Source organism: Streptomyces marispadix (genome assembly GCF_022524345.1).
Taxonomy (GTDB): domain Bacteria; phylum Actinomycetota; class Actinomycetes; order Streptomycetales; family Streptomycetaceae; genus Streptomyces; species Streptomyces marispadix.
This window is the reverse complement of sequence record NZ_JAKWJU010000002.1, coordinates 5,357,357-5,375,951: the sequence shown is the minus strand read 5'-3', so window position 1 is coordinate 5,375,951 and position 18,595 is coordinate 5,357,357. Positions and strand designations below refer to the sequence as shown.

13 protein-coding genes and 1 pseudogene are annotated in these 18,595 nt (G+C 68.8%); 1 reads left to right on the top strand and 13 read right to left on the bottom strand.

What is annotated here, in order from left to right:
- Positions 1–53 precede the first annotated feature (53 nt).
- The 4 genes from MMA15_RS22455 to MMA15_RS22440 all read right to left on the bottom strand — a co-directional run bounded on the left by MMA15_RS22455 (position 54) and on the right by MMA15_RS22440 (position 5,787).
- Positions 54–932 carry a glycoside hydrolase family 16 protein gene (locus tag MMA15_RS22455; protein ID WP_241061906.1) on the bottom strand — a complete coding sequence of 293 codons (879 nt, stop codon included), beginning with the start codon at positions 930–932 and terminating at the stop codon, positions 54–56.
- 358 nt (positions 933–1,290) lie between these two features.
- On the bottom strand, positions 1,291–2,895 hold the full coding sequence (locus tag MMA15_RS22450; RefSeq protein ID WP_241061905.1) for a monocarboxylic acid transporter: 1,605 nt from the start codon (positions 2,893–2,895) through the stop codon (positions 1,291–1,293).
- Positions 2,892–3,530: a DUF485 domain-containing protein gene (locus MMA15_RS22445; protein WP_241061904.1), complete on the bottom strand. Its 639-nt coding sequence runs from the start codon at positions 3,528–3,530 to the stop codon at positions 2,892–2,894. The genes MMA15_RS22450 and MMA15_RS22445 overlap by 4 nt, the downstream gene beginning before the upstream one ends.
- Positions 3,531–3,639: 109 nt before the next feature.
- Complete coding sequence (locus MMA15_RS22440) at positions 3,640–5,787, bottom strand: DNA gyrase/topoisomerase IV subunit B (protein WP_241061903.1); 2,148 nt, start codon at positions 5,785–5,787, stop codon at positions 3,640–3,642.
- 423 nt (positions 5,788–6,210) lie between these two features.
- On the opposite strand from MMA15_RS22440, the gene MMA15_RS22435 reads away from it, so the two are divergent.
- A complete protein-coding gene (locus MMA15_RS22435; RefSeq protein ID WP_241061902.1) occupies positions 6,211–6,438 on the top strand; it encodes a DUF7455 domain-containing protein in 228 nt (75 codons plus the stop codon).
- A 282-nt stretch (positions 6,439–6,720) separates the two neighbouring features.
- On the opposite strand, the gene MMA15_RS22430 is transcribed toward MMA15_RS22435, so the two are convergent.
- The 9 genes and pseudogenes from MMA15_RS22430 to MMA15_RS22390 all read right to left on the bottom strand — a co-directional run bounded on the left by MMA15_RS22430 (position 6,721) and on the right by MMA15_RS22390 (position 18,459).
- Positions 6,721–7,563: a S1 family peptidase gene (locus MMA15_RS22430; protein ID WP_241061901.1), complete on the bottom strand. Its 843-nt coding sequence runs from the start codon at positions 7,561–7,563 to the stop codon at positions 6,721–6,723.
- Positions 7,564–7,736: 173 nt separating this feature from the next.
- The gene (locus tag MMA15_RS22425; protein WP_308290580.1) at positions 7,737–9,353 is read right to left on the bottom strand and encodes an RNA polymerase sigma factor; all 1,617 of its coding nucleotides are present in this window, start codon (positions 9,351–9,353) and stop codon (positions 7,737–7,739) included.
- Between the two features lie 557 nt (positions 9,354–9,910).
- On the bottom strand, positions 9,911–10,921 hold the full coding sequence (locus MMA15_RS22420; protein ID WP_308290579.1) for a FadR/GntR family transcriptional regulator: 1,011 nt from the start codon (positions 10,919–10,921) through the stop codon (positions 9,911–9,913).
- A gap of 281 nt (positions 10,922–11,202) precedes the next feature.
- A complete protein-coding gene (locus tag MMA15_RS28020; protein WP_277400494.1) occupies positions 11,203–13,917 on the bottom strand; it encodes an ABC transporter ATP-binding protein in 2,715 nt (904 codons plus the stop codon).
- Positions 13,918–14,053: 136 nt separating this feature from the next.
- Complete coding sequence (locus MMA15_RS22410; RefSeq protein WP_241061898.1) at positions 14,054–14,812, bottom strand: NUDIX hydrolase; 759 nt, start codon at positions 14,810–14,812, stop codon at positions 14,054–14,056.
- Positions 14,813–14,916: 104 nt separating this feature from the next.
- Entirely contained in the window at positions 14,917–16,959 is a 2,043-nt protein-coding gene (locus MMA15_RS22405; protein WP_241061897.1) for a glycogen debranching N-terminal domain-containing protein, read from the bottom strand.
- A 239-nt stretch (positions 16,960–17,198) separates the two neighbouring features.
- Positions 17,199–17,981, bottom strand: a complete 783-nt coding sequence (locus tag MMA15_RS22400; protein WP_241061896.1) for a DUF4192 domain-containing protein — start codon at positions 17,979–17,981, stop codon at positions 17,199–17,201.
- A pseudogene (locus MMA15_RS22395) lies at positions 17,981–18,058 on the bottom strand (hypothetical protein); the annotation flags it as partial. The gene MMA15_RS22400 and the pseudogene MMA15_RS22395, both read right to left, overlap by 1 nt.
- Complete coding sequence (locus MMA15_RS22390) at positions 18,058–18,459, bottom strand: DUF4192 family protein (protein WP_241061895.1); 402 nt, start codon at positions 18,457–18,459, stop codon at positions 18,058–18,060. The pseudogene MMA15_RS22395 and the gene MMA15_RS22390, both read right to left, overlap by 1 nt.
- Positions 18,460–18,595: the final 136 nt, after the last annotated feature.

Sequence of the window (18,595 nt, the reverse complement as noted above, 5' to 3'; positions counted from 1 at the left end):
CGGCCTGGACGAGCCGTGGGAACGGGCAGGTCCCGCCCGTCGGTTGCCGCCGTTCAGTTCCCGCCGGTCACATGGACGTAGTCGACCACGAGCTGCTGCGGGAACTTGGTGTCGCCGTCGGGGTCGCCTGGCCAGTCACCGCCGACGGCGAGGTTGAGGATCATGTAGAAGGGGTGGTCGAAGACCCATTTGTCGCCGCCGAGATCGGCCGGGGTACGGGTCTGGTACTCCTTGCCGTCGACGGACCAAGTGATCTTCTCCGGGGACCAGTCGACGGCGAACGTGTGGAAGTCGTCGGCGAACTTCTGCCCGTCCGGGAGCGTGTAGCCCGCGCCGATGCCCTCGCCGCCGGAGTAGCCGGGGCCGTGGATCGTGCCGTGCACGGTGCCCGGTTCGTGCCCGACGTTCTCCATCACGTCGATCTCCCCGCAGGCGGGCCAGCCCGCGCTGCCGATGTCCTCACCCAGCATCCAGAAGGCGGGCCACATGCCCTTTCCCTGGGTGATCTTCATGCGGGCCTCGGCGTGCCCGTACGTGGTCTTGAAGGTGCCGGCCGTGTTCAGCCGCGCCGAGGTGTACTCGCACTTGCCGTACCAGCAGTCGTAGTTGCCGGGGTTCTCCTTCTTGGCCGTGATCACGAGGTTGCCCTTGCCGTCCAGTGCGGCGTTGTCCGTACCGGACGTGTAGTACTGGCGCTCGTGGTTGTTGACGTTGTCGCCGGTCTCGAGCTGCCACTTGGACTTGTCGACGGCGCTGCCTTCCGGCCCGTCGAAGTCGTCCTTGAACTCCGCGGCCTTGGCGGCGCCTTCGGCCTTGGCCGTACGTTCGGCTCTGGGCGGCGCGTCGGCGTTCGCGGACGCCGTCAGCAGCGGGGTCGTGCCGAGCGCTGCTGCGGCGAGGAGCCCGGCCGTCAGCGAGGTCCTGAATCTCATCGAGCGGTGCCTTCCTGTGGGGAGGACCGTGTGGGGCGGTCCAGAAGGTCCCGGGCGCCGGTGGCGGCCGGGTGGCGCTCCGGCAGTCCGACTGACGAGCCGCGCTCCGTTGAACGGCCGCGGAGCGAAAGGGAGTTCGCGTGACAGCCGGAGGGGAGGCGGGCCGCATCGATGGGCATGCCGTCATCTCTTGAAGACAATCTCCGGCGAGGCGACAGCGATGTCAATAGGTCTGGACCTAATCCGTTGCAACGGCTTCACAACTTGGCAGCACACGCCATGAATCGACGGCGCGGGCCCCTGGCGCGCACCCGGCGCCGCTCCCCAAGAGGCCCGCGCCGCCCCGTCGCGTTCGCCGTCACACCGCGCCCGCACCCGTGAGGGAACGCACCTCCGTCACGGCGTGCCCCGCGGCATCGGGCGCCTCGCGCGAGGTGACGGTGCCCAGCCAGCCGCAGAGGAAGCCGAGCGGGATCGCCACCAACCCCGGGTTCTCCAGCGGGAACACCGCGAAGTCGAAGCCGGGGAAGAGCGCACCGGGCGCACCCGAGACGACCGGTGAGAACACCACGAGCGCCACTGCCGGTACGAGCCCGCCGTAGACGGACCAGATCGCGCCCCTGGTGTTGAAGCGCCGCCAGAACAAGGCGTACAGCAGCACCGGCAGATTGGCCGCGGCGGCCACCGCGAAAGCCAGCCCCACCAGGAACGCCACGTTGAGATGCTGCGCGAGAAGCCCGAGCCCGATCGCCACGACGCCCACGCCGGCCGCCGCAATCCGGGCCACGCCGACCTCGCCGCGCCTCCTGCCCTTGCCGCCCTTGCCGCGCCTGCTCAGCGACGCGTACAGATCGTGGGCCACGGAAGCCGAAGACGCCAGCGTGATTCCCGCGACCACCGCGAGGATCGTGGCGAAGGCGACCGCCGCCATCAACGCGAACAGCACCGGACCGCCGGTCGATCCGGCCCCTCCGCCCAGTTCCAGCGAGAGCAGCGGCACCGCCGTGTTCCCCGCGGGATCGGAGCCTCGTACCGTGCCGCTGCCCAGCAGTGCCGCGGCGCCGAAGCCGAGCACGATCGTCATCAGGTAGAACGCGCCGATCAGCACGATGGACCAGACGACCGAGCGGCGGGCCGCCCGCGCGGTGGGCACCGTGTAGAACCGGGAGAGGATGTGCGGCAGCCCGGCGGTGCCCAGTACGAGCGCGAGCCCCAGGCTGACGAAGTCCAGCCGGTGCGTCCAGCCGCCGCCGTAACGCAGCCCTGGAGCGAGGAAGTCCCGCCCATGGCCGCTGTGTTCGGCGGCTCCGCTCAGCAGCGCCGCGATGTCGCCGCCGAAGCGCATCAGCACCAGCACCGTCAGCGTGAGGGCGCCGCCCAGCAGCAGCACCGCCTTCACGATCTGAATCCATGTCGTCGCGCGCATGCCCCCGCAGGAGACGTAGACGACCATCAGCGCACCGACGCCGATCACCGTCCACGAGCGGGCCGCTCCGCTCGTACCGCCCAGCAGCAGCGCCACGAGACTGCCGGCGCCGACCATCTGCGCCACCAGATACAGCACGCACACCGTCACGCACGAGATGCCGGACGCGATACGGACCGGACGCTCACGCAGCCGTGCCGTGACCACGTCGGCGAGGGTGAACCGCCCGCAGTTGCGCACCAGTTCGGCCACGAGCAGCAGCACGACCAGCCATGCGACGAGGAAGCCCACGGCGTAGAGCATGCCGTCGTAGCCGTACAAGGCGATGAGCCCGGAGATGCCGAGGAACGAGGCGGCCGACATGTAGTCACCGGCGATCGCGAATCCGTTCTCCATGGGGCTGAACAGGCGCCCGCCCGCGTAGAACTCCTCCGGCGAACCCCGGCGCCTGCGGCTCGCCCAGGTGGTGATGGCCAGGGTGACGGCGATGACGGCACCGAAGAGCAGCAGCGTCAGCGTCTGATGGCTGCCGGTCACACGCCCTCCCGCGCTTCACGGAGATACCCGGGGCGGGCGGATGCGGCGGAGCCGCCGGGCGCAACGGCGGCGGCACGTGTGCGGGCCAAGTCCTGCGTCTCCCAGCGCAGTTCGAGCGCCAGCTCGTCCCGCCGCAGCCGCGCGTGACGTACGTACGCCCACGTCAGCAGAAAGGTGCTGGCGAACTGGGCGAGCCCGGCGGCCATCGCCACATTGAAGACCCCCGCGACCGGCCGGGCCATCAGCCCGGGGGCGGCGGTGGCCGCGACGACGTACGCCAGATACCAGGTCAGAAAGGCGGCGCTCACCGGCAGCACGAAGCGCCGGTAGCGCCGTCGCACCCGCTGGAACGGCTCGCTGCGCTGAACCGCGAGGTACACCTCGGTACGGGCGTCGTGCGCTCCGGGGCACGGGCCGCCTGGCGCCTCCCCGGACTCGGCGGCGCTCCCCCGGTCGCCCGCGCCCGGGAGCGCTTCACCGGACGGGTCCGACTCACCTCGCTGCGGGCACGGTTCAGCGAACGGACGGGGACGCGGCACGGCGACCGCGACGGCCGGTTCGGCAGCCGGAGGCGGTGCGTCGTGGTCGCCCCAGCCGGAGGCCAGGGCGTCGTACCAGGGATCATCTGTGCGCATGGCCCAAGGATGAGCACGCACAGAAGATCACGGACGGGGCATCCCGGACTGTTCACTCATTCAGGCGACCTGCCTGACGTGCCGCCCTGGCGTGGCCCGCGCGCCCGTCTCAGACGTCGATGCGGGAGCGGTCCAAGGTGGCCGCCGACGAGCTGATGAACTCCCTGCGCGGCGCCACCTCACTGCCCATCAGCAGGTCGAACGCGGTCTCCGCGGCCTCCAGATCGCTGATGTTGATCCGGCGCAGCGTGCGGTGCCGCGGGTCCATCGTGGTCTCCGCGAGCTGCCCGGCGTCCATCTCGCCGAGGCCCTTGTAGCGCTGCACCGAGTCCTTGTAGCGCACCTTCGTGCGCTCCAGTTCCAGCAGCGTCTGCCGAAGCTCGTTGTCGGAGTAGGTGTAGATGTACTTCCCCTGCCCCTTCTTGGGGTTGACCAGCTCGATCCGGTGCAGCGGAGGCACCGCGGAGAAGACCCTGCCCTCCTCGACCATCGGCCGCATATAGCGCTGGAAGAGCGTCAGCAGCAGACAGCGGATGTGCGCGCCGTCGACGTCGGCGTCGGCGAGGAAGATGACCTTGCCGTAGCGGGCCTGGTCGATGTCGAAGGTCCGCCCGGATCCGGCCCCTATCACCTGGATGATCGAGCCGCACTCGGCGTTCTTCAACATGTCCGCCACGGAGGACTTCTGAACGTTGAGGATCTTGCCGCGGATCGGCAGCAGCGCCTGGAACTCCGAATTCCGGGCCAGTTTCGCGGTGCCCAGCGCCGAGTCCCCCTCGACGATGAACAGTTCGCTGCGCTCGACGTCGTCGCTACGGCAATCGGCCAGCTTGGCAGGCAGCGACGACGATTCCAGTGCAGTCTTCCGCCGCTGCGCCTCCTTGTGCTGACGGGCCGCGATACGCGTACGGGCCGCCGCCGCGATCTTCTCCAGCACGGCACGCGCCTGCTGCTTGGCGTCCCTCTTAGTGGACGTCAGGAAGGTCTTCAGCTCCTTGGCCACGATCTGCGCCACGATGCGGGACGCGGCGGAGGTGCCCAGCACCTCCTTGGTCTGCCCCTCGAACTGCGGCTCGGCCAGCCGCACGGTCACCACCGCAGTGAGGCCCTCCGTGGCGTCGTCCTTCGCGACGTCGTCCTCGGCGACGCGGAGGATCTTCGTCGAGCGCAGCGCCTCGTTGACGGTCCTGGTCACCGCCCGTTCGAACCCGGCGACGTGGGTGCCGCCCTTGGGGGTGGCGATGATGTTGACGAACGACTTCAGCGTGGTGTCGTAGCCGGTGCCCCAGCGCAGCGCCACGTCGACGCCCAGTTCACGCTGCACCTCGGTGGGGATCATGTGGCCCCGGTCGTCGAGGACCGGCACCGTCTCCTTGAACTGGCCCTTCCCCTGAAGCCGCAGCACGTCGCTGACCGGCTTGTCCTGCGCCAGATACTCGCAGAACTCGCTGATGCCGCCGTCGTAGCGGAAGACCTCCTCCGAGACCTCCTGGCCGTCCAGCCGCCGCTCGTCCCGTACGACGAGTGTGAGACCGGGGACGAGGAAGGCGGTCTGCCGGGCGCGGCCGTGCAGCGTCTCCAGTGAGAGCCGCGCGTCCTTGAGGAAGATCTGCCGGTCCGCCCAGTAGCGCACTCGTGTGCCGGTGCGGTTCTTCGGCAGCTTCTTGCCCTTGCGCAGGCCGCTCGCTGGGTCGAAGGGCGCGTCCGGGCCGGACTCGGTGAAGATGCCGGGCACGCCGCGGCGGAAGCTGATCGAGTGCGTACGGCTGCCCCGGTCGACCTCGATGTCCAGGCGAGAGGCGAGGGCGTTGACCACGGAGGCGCCTACGCCGTGCAGACCGCCCGAAGCCGCGTAGGAGCCGCCGCCGAACTTGCCGCCCGCGTGCAGCTTCGTCATCACGACCTCGACGCCGGACAGGCCGGTCTTGGGCTCGACGTCGACGGGGATGCCGCGGCCGTTGTCGCGGACCTCGACGGAGCCGTCCTCGTAGAGGATCACCTCGATGTGGTCGCAGTGCCCGCCCAGGGCCTCGTCCACGGAGTTGTCGATGATCTCCCACAGGCAGTGCATCAGGCCGCGGCTGTCGGTCGAGCCGATGTACATGCCGGGGCGCTTGCGCACCGCTTCGAGGCCCTCCAGGACGAGCAGGTGCCGCGCGGTGTAGTTCGTGCCGCCGTCCCTGTCTGCACCTGCGAGCAGCGCGGTGGACGGCTTGGTGTTCCCCCTGCCGGAGGCCAGGGAAGAGTCGGCGGTCACGCGGTTCGCTCCTCGCTGAATTCTGCTTGTGGTGGCTGGTTGCCGCGTCAGAGGGTACCGAGAGTGCAGTACAGGGCGTGCCGCGCCACCCATGAAGGCATACATGCTAGCCCATGCTCGTTCGTACGTTCGATAACTGGATGGGGTGACGCACACATCACGTTCCCTTTGACGCATGAACCATTTAGGCTCCGGGCACGTCCCCTTCAACACGGGAACACTGAAGAGACAAACAACTGGACAACAGCAACCAAGCACCATGACCGCGAAGCAACCCACGTAATACGGCTCATTCGCCGCCACCCGGCAACATGCAGCCGCCCCGGGGAGAAATCTTCGAGGATTCGTCGAAGCGGGAACGTTTTCGACCTGGTTGGATGTTGACCCTGGTACGACAGCTCGTCGAGCTAGAGAAGAGGCGACGTGACTACTGTTCTGACCCCCGCGACTCCGTTGACGGCCGCCGACCGCTGCGACCGCTGCAACGCCCAGGCCTATCTGCGCGTCGTGCTGCTCAGCGGCGGAGAGCTGCTGTTCTGCGCACACCACGGGCGTAAGTTCGAGCCGGAGCTCAAGAAGATCGCCGCGGAGATACAGGACGAGACGGAGAAGCTCACCGCTCCTGCGAACAACGACGCGGGAGAGGGCTGAGCGTCCTGACCTGACCAGACGTCCCGAACCGACGAGCTCAGCCGGCCACAGGGCCGGATTTCGGAGGGCGGCCATCCGGTGACACCGGGTGGCCGCCCTTCCGCGTCCCGATGCGCGGTTCGCAAGGGGCGCACGCAATAGGCGCCACAACCCCCGCACGCATCAATGCACTTGGTAATTCCGCTCTCGGCGAACACCCTTCGGAAGAAGCCTCGGACTCGGGCATCCCATAGGCCCGGCAGCCCGGCACCGCAAAAGCGCCGGCCTTTCCGCTGCCGCCTCTCATGCGCTGTGTTCCCGTACGAGGTCCGCCATCGCCGAGACACGGGTGTAGACACCGGGTCTGCCCTCCTCCCCGCAGCCGGCCCCCCAGGAGACGAGCCCTACGACCCTCCCGTGCGCGACGAGCGGCCCTCCGCTGTCGCCCTGGCATGCGTCCCGGCCGCCCTCCCTGACCCCGGCGCACACCATGGAGTCCTTGTCGAAGGCGCCCTCCGAGCCCTTGGGGTAGGCGCGGCCGCACGCCGAGTCCTCCAGCATGTCGACGTCGGCGGCGCGCAGCCTCGGCTCGTAGTCGCCGTATCCGCTGATGTCGCCCCAGCCGTAGACCTCGGCGGCGGCGCCGGGCTTGTAGCCCTTGTCGTGGCGCCCTGCCATGGGGATCGTCGAGCCCGCGGGCATCGGCTTGTCGAGGGTCAGTACGGCTACGTCCCCGGAGTTCGTCCCGGTGTCGTAGGCGGGATTGATCCACTTCTTGCGCACCTTCACCTCATGGCCGGTGGCCTTGCGAAGGTCGTTCCGCCCGGATATGACGTGCAGATCGTCGACCCTTCCGTGATCGACTCCGAGCACCTCCCGGCTCAGGCAGTGCGCCGCGGTGATCACCGTACGGGCGCCCACGAGCGCACCACCGCAGAACTGGCCGGAGCGCTCCGTCCCGAAGCGGTCACGGCTGGCGAGGGCGACCACCCAGGGATGCTTGGCGGCGTCGACCGGACGTCCGCCGACCACGACCCGGTCCCCCGCCGAGGCCGGTGACCCTGGCAGCAGCGCGAACAGCACGCCGAGCAGCACGGGCAGCGCGGATATGAGCGATTGCGGCTGAAGTGCGCGCAGCGGACGCATGGAGCCTCCTGGCGGTACCGGGCCCTGGAAGGTCTTCCGGACCATCAAGGGTGATCCGGATGGCCCACCTCCGCATCCCGGGGCGGCACCGACTTCATACGGCGAGGGCCGGTGACCGTTGGTAGGGTCACCGGCCCTCGCCGTATGTGATCGCCCTGTGGAGGGCGCCGTCCTCAGTCCAGGTAGTCGCGCAGGACCTGCGAACGGGACGGGTGCCGCAGCTTCGACATCGTCTTGGACTCGATCTGACGGATACGCTCACGCGTCACGCCGTAGACCTTGCCGATCTCGTCGAGGGTCTTGGGCTGACCGTCCGTCAGGCCGAAACGCATCGAGACGACGCCCGCCTCGCGCTCGCTGAGCGTGTCCAGAACCGAGTGCAACTGCTCCTGGAGAAGCGTGAAGCTGACCGCGTCGGCGGGGACCACGGCCTCGGAGTCCTCGATGAGGTCGCCGAACTCGCTGTCGCCGTCCTCTCCCAGGGGCGTGTGCAGGGAGATCGGCTCACGTCCGTACTTCTGGACCTCGACGACCTTCTCCGGCGTCATGTCCAACTCCTTGGCCAGCTCCTCCGGGGAGGGCTCACGGCCGAGGTCCTGAAGCATCTGGCGCTGGACGCGGGCGAGTTTGTTGATGACCTCGACCATGTGCACCGGGATGCGGATGGTGCGCGCCTGGTCGGCCATGGCACGCGTGATGGCCTGCCGGATCCACCACGTCGCATACGTCGAGAACTTGTAGCCCTTGGTGTAGTCGAACTTCTCGACGGCACGGATGAGACCGAGGTTGCCCTCCTGGATCAGGTCCAGGAAGAGCATGCCGCGTCCCGTGTAGCGCTTGGCGAGGGAGACGACGAGACGGAGGTTGGCCTCCAGCAGATGGTTCTTGGCGCGGCGGCCGTCCTCGGCGATGATCTCCAGCTCGCGCTTTAGCTTGGGTGCCAGCTTGTCGGCGGCGGCGAGCTTGTCCTCGGCGAAGAGGCCGGCCTCGATCCGCTTGGCGAGTTCCACCTCCTGCTCAGCGTTGAGGAGGGGGACCTTGCCGATCTGCTTGAGGTAGTCCTTGACCGGGTCGGCGGTGGCACCCGCCGCGGCGACCTGCTGGGCCGGGGCGTCGTCCTCGTCGTCGTCGGAGAGGACGAAGCCCTCGTTCTCGTTCTTCACCTCGGCCGTCGGGCCGTCCTCGGCACCGGGTTTGTTCGTGGGCTTGGCCGGGGCTTCCTCGGCGGCCTCTTCTCCGTCTTCGAGGATTTCGTCGACGACGGACTTCTTCGCGGCGGTCTTCTTCGGTGCGGCCTTCTTCGCGGTCGCCTTCTTGGCCGTCTTCTTCGCGGCGGCCTTCTTGGCGGTCTTCTTCTTCACGGGCTCTGCGGCCAGCTCGGCGGCGGCCGCTTCGACGGCATCGACATCGACGGCCTCTTCGGCCGGTACGGCGTCGACCTCCGCGGGAGCGGTCTCCGGCTTGCCCGCCGACTTCTTGGCGGCGGACCTCGCCGAAACCGTCTTCGTGGCGGTGCGCTTGGCGGGGGCCTTGGCCGCAACGCTCTTACGGGTGCGCTTGGGAGCCTCTGCGGCACTCACCATCAGCGTCACACCCTCCTCGTCGAGGATCTGGTTGAGGCTGCGCAGTACGTTCTTCCACTGGGTTGGCGGAATCTGGTCAGCTTCGAAGGCCCGACGCACGTCGTCGCCGCCGATCTGCCCCTCAGCCTTTCCCCGCTCGATGAGCGCCACCACAGATTCGGATTCGGCGATCTCCGCAGGGAGCGTACGGGATGTGCTGGCCGACACGAACAACCTCTCGGAACGATGGAAACGGCAAACCGCCGGTGGGGATGAACCGACGGCGCGGGCTGAGCTGTGGACGAATACAACGCCTGCACGAGCGCCGGCTCGGGGGTGCAGTATTCCGTCCTCGGCTGTCACCTCTTGAGTCATCGCGCTGTCACGCGAAGCGTTACGGGCAATACACGTGGCCCGGGTCACACCTCTCCCTCTACATTCCGGAAAGAGCGCAACGAAAAGGACACCACTGCAAGGAAGCTGCCCCACATGCACAAGGGCGGAAACGGCTGCGCCGCCGAATTCGGCGGCGCAGCCGTTCTGCCTTGGGCCGGGGCGGGAGGGCTGGACGCCGGGCCCTCCGGACCGTAGCGGTGGGGCGAACCGGAGCCGGGGCGGCCCGGGGCGAGGGCCGTGGCGGGTGAGCTTCGGCCGCCGGGCGCCTCCGGTCTGCGACGGCCCTGCGCCGGACCGCCGCCCGTGCGATACGGGACCGTCCCTCACTGCCCGGCACGACCCCTGGCACGACATCCTGCGCGGCTGCCCGGTGAGCGCCCGGCTCAGGCTCAGTGCTCTCGCGGTGGCGGAACCACGTGGTCGGCACCGGCGCCGGCGGCCGGTCCGGTACCGGGGGCCACTCCGGGCGGGGTGACCGGGGCACCCGAGTCCGGGCGTCCGCCGAGCACCTGCCGCATCGCCGACTCCGCGGCGGCCCCCTCGCCCGAGGCGAGCGCGTCCACGACGCGCTGGTGCTGAGCGATCGACGCCTCGGTAGCCACGTCGCACCCCGTACCCGAACCGCCCGACACCTGAAGGGCCGCGGAGACGATCCCCGAGAGGTGCTCGAGCATCCGGTTACCGGCCGCCTGCATCAACTGCCCGTGGAACTCGGCGTCCGCGCGGGAGAAGGTGAGGGTGTCGCCCTGGCCGACGGCGTGCGTCATGATCTCGACCATGTCGCCGAGGCGCTGCTGAATGTCGTCCCGTACCTGCCCGGCGGCGAGACGTGCGGCCAACGGCTCGATGGTGCTGCGCAGTTCGCGCAACTCCCGGCGCTGGTCCTCACGTTGGGGCCCGAAGGCACGCCACTCGATGATGTCGGGGTCGAGCAGATTCCAGTCGCTGACGGGCCGTACTCGCGTACCGACGTTGGGCCTGGCACTGACCAGTCCCTTCGCTTCCAGTACGCGCAGGGACTCACGGACGACGGTGCGGGAGACTTCGAAACGGTGGCCGATCTCCTCCGGGACCAGCGGCCGGTCCGCTCCCAGGTCGCCGGAGACGATCATCTGTCCGAGTTGCTGGACGAGTTGGCCGTGCAGACCACGGCCGCGGCTGCCGGACGCCCGGCGTCCCGCGCGGTTGATGTCGGCCTCGGAGCCTTGCCAGGCAGGAACGTTGCTGGTCGTGCGCGCGGTGCCGGAAGACTCGGCGTACGCGTAGCGGTCGATTTCTCCCGGGCCGACGAGGCCCGAGTCGGCGGAGCGAGCGGCGGTCATCATGGAGTGCGCAAGGGTAGTCACGCATCCTTTGTCGGCGGGCCTCCTGGCGGCCTTGAGGGCTTTGGTGAAAAGCACACGAAAGGGTGATCACTGCCTTCCACGCAATTGACGCCTTATCGGAAAGACAGTGTTGACCAGGATCATCTGCCCATCGGTGGAAGGGCGTTGGCGTTGGGGGCGCCGCATGGCACGGATCGGGTTCTCGATGTGCGGTTACGACCACGGGCCGTGGAGACCGTCGACGGCGTGGCCCGGCGGTCTGGGGCTGGTGGTGCGGCGGTTGCGGCGCTGATGAGCCAGCAGGGCTGCGGTGCGGGGTAGTTCGGGCGGTGTGGCCTGCGTACCGATAACGGGCGTCAGCCCGCTCTGCCGGTGAGTGCGGTGACGAGATACCCGGTCAGCAGCGCGATGAGCGACAACACCAGTGCGAGGCCGGTGGGTTGGGAAGCCATGTCCAGCAAGGCGGCAACCCCTCGCTCGGTACCCGGCGGCCAGGGCACCAGCAGCGCTGCCTCCAGCCGACCCGGAAGCCCTTCGATGGACCGGCCCTGTGCCGGATCGCCGCCAACCAGACTCCGCACAACTGGCGTCAGCAGCAACGGAACTGCCACGACCACCGCGATGCCCACCGTCCCCGAACGGAAGACTCCAGCGGACAACACCCCCGCCCAGGCACACCCAGCGTTGAACACGAACACCGCTGCGAGGTTCAACTGCCACGAACCCCCCGCGGCCAGCAGGTCTCCCTGCGAGGGCAGGGCGAGGGCTTCCTCGCCGAAGAACAGCGTCACGCCTGCCGCGTTGACGATGGCGACAGCGAGGCTGAGCAACACGGCGAACGCCGCCGAGACCGCGAGCTTGGCAGCGAGAAGACTGAGCCGTCGCGGTACGGGCGAACGGCCGGGCGCGAGCGCGGGATAGCGGAACTCCTCGCCGAACGCGAATGCCCCGAGCAGACCGGTGGCCACGGCGACGGGTGGCAGCAGGAACACATCGCCCGACGGCCAGCCCGTCAGAATGCGTACGGCCGGTGTGAGCGAAGGCGAGTCCCCAGCGCTCAGCGGAAGGCCGATCCCGGTGCCTGCCATGACGAGCGATACGCATAGCGCCACCGCCACCGTTACTGCCGTGGCGATCCAGGTACTGCGCAGGCTGATGAGGCGGCACGTTTCGTAACGCAAGGGGGCGGCGGGGCCCGGACGTGCCAAGGCGTGGAGCTGAGGCGGAAGTTCGGCCGCGGCCCGCGCGGGGGGATGCCTGGGAGTCCACAGCGGGTTGGCCTCGCCGGGGGTGTCACGGTGCGCGTCAGGGTCGGCCAGGGGCTTCATCACGATGGGGCGTGAGGTCGTGGAAGCGCCGGGGGCGTCGGTGGTAGCGGAGTCGTCGGGCGACTCGCTCCCGGAGCCGGACGGGGTGGCTGTGAGCGGGCTGTCGCTGATGCGGATCGTCGGTTCTTCAGAGCTGGTTGGCGCAGGGGGCGGAGCCTCGGAGGCCGTCGCGAAGGCGGCCACGGAGTCGGTAGATGAGACCGAGGAGGCAGCAGAAGAGGCGGAGGCTGAGGAGCCGGAATCGGATGGGGAGTCGGGGGCCGAAGCGGGGGCCGCGGCGGACACATAGCTCGGTTCGAGTGCAGGCTCGGCGGAGGTGTCGTCGGCCTCCGCCTCGGATGTGTGCTCTGGCCCGAGCTGAGATTCGGAATCGGCTTCGGAGTCCGGCGTGAGTTGTCTGCTGTCCCCGTCGACAGACGACGTCACACCCGTAGGCGCCACGGCGGGCGAACGCTGCCCAGCCGATGCCGCCTGTCCCGAACTCCGCGGCGCTGTACGCCCGTCCGGATCGAAGGAACGGGGCCCGAAGTCGTCTTCGACCCAGTCGTCGGGCTCGCCTGGTCCAACCGGCCCCGCCGACACATCGAGTTCTTCGATGTCTTCCAGCTCTTCCAACGCCCGTAGTACGTCTTCGGATTCGGAGTCGGCGGCCTCGCCTGCGTCCTCCCCCGATTCCAGCCGGACAGGGCCGGAATCCGTCCCGGCGTCCATGCCCGGCCGTGAGCCCTCGTCGTTCGATGGCGACACCTGCCGCGAGCCCTGCTTCGTCACGGGGCCGAGAGTGCTGGTCTGAGTCTCCAATGCCGATCGTCGGCCGTCGGCACGGTGCAGAGGACCAGGCGGGTAGGCGTCGCCTGCATCGCCCTCCTCGTCGGTCAGTTGGTGTACGAGGATGCCGTTCTTGTAGGCGTGCTCTCCCACCTCGGCGCAACTGCTGCCGTAGACCGAGACCTTGGTGCCCCCTTCGTGGACGACCTTGAGCGGGCCTCCGTCACGGGCATTGCCTGCTCTGCGTCCCTCCTGCGTCAGTACGGCGACGAGGCGGTCGACATGCGGTGTGCGCACGGCGACGCGCGGACGGAGCCGGGTGCGCACGAAGTCGGCGGCTTCCTGGTCGGCGATCAGACGCCCCGAGTTGATGCTCACCACGCGGTCGGCGAGTTTGGCGACCTCCTCGGACCGGTGCGAAGTGACCAGCACGGTGCCGCCCTGGTGGGCGTACCCGCGCAACAGCGAGTACAGCCAGGCCGTCTCACGTGGAGACAGTTCGTGCGCGGGCTCGTCGAGGACCAGGGTGTGTGGGTCTCCGATCAATGCGCAGGCCACAGCGAGGCGTCGGTCCATGCCACGAGACAGTGCGCTCAGCCGTTGATCGGCGAGACCGCTCAGACCTACGACGTCGAGGACGTCGTCTGCTCTCCCCGCAGGGACGTCCGCCGCGGCGGCGAGCATCCGCAGATGGCTGCGGACCGTACGCCCCGGGTGACCGTTCACCTCGCCCAGCACCACGCCCACTTCACGGGGGAGGTTCTGGATCCGCTGGACCGGGCGTCCACGGAACAGTGCCGTACCCCGCCCGGACTGAAGCTGGAGCATCAGAAGGAGGGCAGTCGTCTTACCCGAGCCCTCCGGCCCGAGAAGCACGGTGACGCGACCGGGGCGAGCCTCGAAGGTCAGGTCTTCGACGGTGGGCTTGAGTTGGTGACGGCGAAGCTGGCTCGTGAGCCCGATTACCTGGATCATCGCTTCTCCCGCGTGACGCGTGGGGGACGCATCCAGGCAAGATAACGTGACATGTCCCGCTTTCAGCGCTAATGCCTTCGCCGGGCCAAGTCCATTGCTACTGGCGGGGTGCCGCGACTCAGGAAGCGATGAGTCGTCAGACCTCGGGGCGCAGCATCGGCGGGTTGAGCAACGTGGCGCCCCCGGCGCGGAACAGTTGAGCGGGGCGTCCTCCCTGGCGCGTGGTGGTGCCGCCGCTAGGTACGAGGAAGCCCGGAGTCCCCGTGACCTTCCGGTGGAAGTTGCGCGGGTCGAGCACGACTCCCCAGACCGCTTCGTAGACCCTGCGCAGTTCCCCGACAGTGAACTCCGGTGGACAGAAGGCGGTGGCGAGCGATGAGTACTCGATCTTGGAGCGGGCCCGCTCCACGCCCGCCGCGAGGATTTGTTCGTGGTCGAAGGCGAGTGACGATTTGTTGCCGTCGTCGGCGTACCTGGACAGGTCTCCCACGCCGAGCAGTTCGTCGACCGGGGCCCATCGTGCGCCCCTGGCGTCTCCTCCTGGTGTGGGCGACGGCAGGTCCGGGGCGAGGGCGAGATGGGCGACACTGACGACGCGCATCCTCGGGTCGCGGCCCGGATCGCCATACGTCGCAAGCTGTTCCAGATGCGCACCGGGGAGACCGCTGTCGGTCCCATGCGCATGGAGGCCCGTCTCCTCCGCGAGTTCTCGTGCCGCTGCCGAAGTGAGGTCCTCATCAGCCCGGACAAAGCCCCCGGGCAGCGCCCATTTGCCTTCGTACGGTGGTTCGCCGCGGCGTACCACCAGTGCGCACAACGCATGTCTGCGCACCGTGAGCACCACGAGGTCGACGGTGACGGCGAATGGGGGGAAGGCCGACGGGTCGTAGGGCATGTCGTGATCATAGTCGTCTCCCTGACGATAATCAGGCAGTTCCGCGGCGGCTTGCCGGGCGTTGCGCCGACGGGTCTCGCTCTTGCTGTCGCCTCAACTTCCGCTCAGCCGACGACAGCTCGCAGACTGTCGGCGATCTCCTCGACCTCGCCCTCACCATCGCTGCCGACACGGACCGAGAACGGTGCGCCTGAGACCCGCAGACCCGCGAAGCGCACTGTTCCAAGCGGCCCGGTCTTCCACGGACGTACGGAGACGGTGCCTTTCGGAGCGTCCGGGCGCACGCCGGCGAGTGCGGTGAGCAGGTGCACGGAGCCCGCTGCGGAGGTTGCTGCCGGTCGGCACGCCGCCGGGTGCGGGAGTGGCACGCCGCCTTCGCTCCGCTGCTGTGCCGCGTACATCTCGGGAAGCCGGAAGTCGAACTGCGCTGCCGCGTCGAGCAGTCCGCGCAGCAGCGAACCCGCCGCCTGTTCATGTCCTGCCGCGGCAAGACCCGCGACGGCCGTCACGGACTCCTGGACGCGAACTGCGCCGCCACGGTGGCCGAAGGGGTTGTACCGCTCGTCATTCTCTCCGAGGCTGCGCAGGCCCCAGCCCGAATCAAGGGCCCGGCTCCCCAGGTGACGGCCGAGCTGCTCGGTCTGCTCCGCCGTGAGCAGACCGGTCGCGAAACGGCCGCCCCCCGCCAGGCCCGTATCGAGCAACTCCACTGCGGCGGAACTCAGATGACTGCGGGCGGTGCCGTTCCGGGCGCGGACCGCCACGGGTCTCCCCCCGGCGTCATCTTCGTGCCAGAACTCCTCCTGGAATCTCCGGCGCAGTTCCTCGGCCCAGTCGCGCAGCTCAGCTCCCCTGTCACTTCCACAGCCATCGAGCAGTTCAGCACCGAGGAGCGCCGCTCGGTGTGCGCCGGCCTGGGTTTCGCATCTGAACGGCCCGTCCGGCGCGGGGTCGGGTACGAACATCTCCTTGTCGGACACTTTGAGCATCCAGTTCAAGCACCGCTCGGCAGCGGGCAGTAGCTGCTCCGTGTCGCATTCGGACAGACCCCACAGCCGTGCCTCTGCCAGAGCTGCGGGAAACAGCAACGTCGCTTCCGTACCGGTGCAACTCGGTGGGGCGTATGGACCGGCATGACGCACAGCCCCGGGGAGCCGACCTGTTTCCTCACCAGATCCGGTCAACTGGCCGCGGGCGAGCATGCGTAGCGTGCCTGCGGTAAGACGCGTGCCGAGCGGCAGCAGCATCCGGGCCGCCCGCAGGGACTCGGCCGGCGCAAGGGCACAGCGCCAGGGAGCCCCCGCGACGAGATGCAGGTCGGAGGGTGCTGCCGGGTCGGACATCAGCAGTGCGTTGGCGTCGTCTAGGGCGCTCCGGAAGAGTGCAGCGACCCTGCTGTCGTCCCCGTCAGCGCGGGTGTTGCGCCAGAGTTCCGGCGGAGCCGGGGGCTTGTGTGCGTAGAAGGAGACGGGACCGGCAGTGGTCCTGGCGTCCTTCTTCCTGGCCCGGACCCGTGCCGCGCCTGAGCGCTTCTTGGCACGTGACGGCTCAGGCACTGTCCGCGCCAGGTCGGTCCGAAGCATGACCGTACGTTCTGCCCCAGGCGGCAGCTCCCAGTCCCACCTCAGCAGCCCCAGCCCGGCGAGGATCGTGTCCGGTTGCGGGTCGGCGGTGACAGCGGCCCGTAGGTTCGCGGTGGACCAAGCCAGTCCCGAACCGTGAACGGACGCGGGCAGCTCTTCACCGGCCCGCCCCACGGCGATCGCGGCGATCTCCGCGAGGTCTGTCCCTAGCTGCACTTCGAACGGAAGCCTCAGCGGGCGGCCGCCGGTGTTGCGAACGGTGATGCGTTCCGTGCCTTCCGCCGATCGCAGTCTGTCGACGACGATCGCAGGGTCGGGTCCGCTTCCGACGGTCGTCCGTGCTGTGGCGGTGAAGCGGGCCTGTCGTGCGCCGGCCATGCGGCCCAGGAGCGGAAGCGGTTCCCTTCCGCCGAGGAGGATGCGGCAGCGTGACAGCACCCGTCTGCCCCCGTAGTAAAAGCCCTCCATGCCTTCGCCGTTCATCTGGCCGTGTTCGGCGGACACAGCCAGATGAGGCGCAGCGACGCAGACCAGCGCGGCGTGCGCCGAGCTGTGTTCCGCCATGGCCGGTGGCAGCCACGGCGCACTGCGTCCACGTGCGGAGTTCCCTTCGCGCGCCGTGCCACGAGCAGGAAGGGCAGCTCCTGGCGGGCACCCACGCGGAGTGTGCGGTTGTGGCGGAACCGGATGCGACTTCGTGGACATAGGCGTAACTCCGCTTCCTCTTGTGGTTGTTCCAGTGCGGATCAGGGCTGGAGATGAGCGGCTTCTGCAAAGAGTTGAACGGCTGACTCGCATGCCGGTCACGGCGCACCACAGGCGGCCGAGTCGGCAGACCCGTGCTGCTCTTGGGCTTGACGCGCCTCCCGTTCCTTGCGCATGCAGCGGCGCAGGGGCTCCGGATCCACGCCCTCGTTGAAGGCACGGTGGAGCAGCCGGGCGAAGACGTAGTCCGGGTCGCTTCGCAGGGCATGGTCGAGGGCGAGGCGTGCCATGGGCCTGTCCCCTGTGGACCAGGCGACCCATCCCGCGAGTGTCAGAGGTGCCGCAGCGTGTTCGTCGTACGGCTCGACGCAGCGTCTGGCGAGGGCGCGCCATAGCCGAAGTGCGGGCCCGGAGTCGGGGGCCTCCATCCACTCGGCGGCACGGTCACGCGTTCTGCGGTCCTGAAGACCGAGAATCAGCGCCGCTGCGTCCTCGTCGCTGAGCAGTTCGTCGTCGTGGGCGTCGGCCAGACGGCTGTCGCCGTCGTCCGGGACGGCATCGCGGAACCGGGTGATCAGTGACTGGGCCAACTTGAGTGGTTCTGTGCTCTCACGGACGAAAAGCCGCCCTGGGCGAGCATCCGCGGCACGAGGGCGGAACTCGCGGAATCGAGGGCGCGCTTCTGGGCATCGCCCGCCTCCGCGTCGATCGCCGTCAGCCTGCGCTCCATCTCCCGCAGCGAGCCGCGTAGTTGGATTCCCGCGTAGGCCGCTGCGGCAGCCATCGCGGAGGTGCCGCTCGTACCCACCCGACGGCCCTCGCTCGGACAACAGGCGGAATCCGGGCAGCAGTACGACCAGTAGTGGCCGTCGGACAGACACAGCGCCTCGTAGACCGGGATCTCCCTCGCACCGCAGGCCGTACGAAGTGCCTGCGCGAGCGGGCGCAGCCGCTCCATCACCTCTCCCGTTTCTGACCGGGACCTGGCTCCTGGCACAGGAAGACGATCGCGCCGTCGGGACGCCCGCTGCTCGACCGGACCTCGCCCTCCAGACAGGTCGCGACCTGCTGGGAGACGGCAGACCATTCGTCACGGGCAGCGGGGATGCCGAGCCTGATCCGCCCGCCGAAGCGTCCTCGCCGGCCATGCAGGGCGACGACCACGATGGAGTCGTCGGGATAGAAGCCGAGCAGATACGGGAGCGCGTCTGCGAGTTCGGCGGGGCCGCGCAGTGCGATCTCGCTCTCCGGTGCGGGCGCTGCCGCGGCCGAACCGGACTGTGCTTGGGGTTCACGCACCGCCGCGTCGCCGGTGTCGTCGTCGCTGGGGCTGGGGTGTCCGTTGTCTCGCTGTGTCATGGGGCAACCGTGCCGGTCCGGCAGCGAAGTTGGTCATCAGTTATCCACAGACACCCTGGTTTGTACGCATGTCATACTCATTGCGAGTTTTCCACAGGCTCGTTGGCCTGATGAGTTGCACATCCGGTTGCATAGG

Coding starts and splice junctions, on each gene's coding strand:
- MMA15_RS22455 (WP_241061906.1), bottom strand. CDS start 932: ATGAGATTCAGGACCTCGCTGACGGCCGGGCTCCTCGCCGCAGCAGCG.
- MMA15_RS22445 (WP_241061904.1), bottom strand. CDS start 3,530: ATGCGCACAGATGATCCCTGGTACGACGCCCTGGCCTCCGGCTGGGGC.
- MMA15_RS22430 (WP_241061901.1), bottom strand. CDS start 7,563: ATGCGTCCGCTGCGCGCACTTCAGCCGCAATCGCTCATATCCGCGCTG.
- MMA15_RS28020 (WP_277400494.1), bottom strand. CDS start 13,917: ATGATCCAGGTAATCGGGCTCACGAGCCAGCTTCGCCGTCACCAACTC.
- MMA15_RS22410 (WP_241061898.1), bottom strand. CDS start 14,812: ATGCCCTACGACCCGTCGGCCTTCCCCCCATTCGCCGTCACCGTCGAC.
- MMA15_RS22405 (WP_241061897.1), bottom strand. CDS start 16,959: ATGGCGGAACACAGCTCGGCGCACGCCGCGCTGGTCTGCGTCGCTGCG.
- MMA15_RS22390 (WP_241061895.1), bottom strand. CDS start 18,459: ATGACACAGCGAGACAACGGACACCCCAGCCCCAGCGACGACGACACC.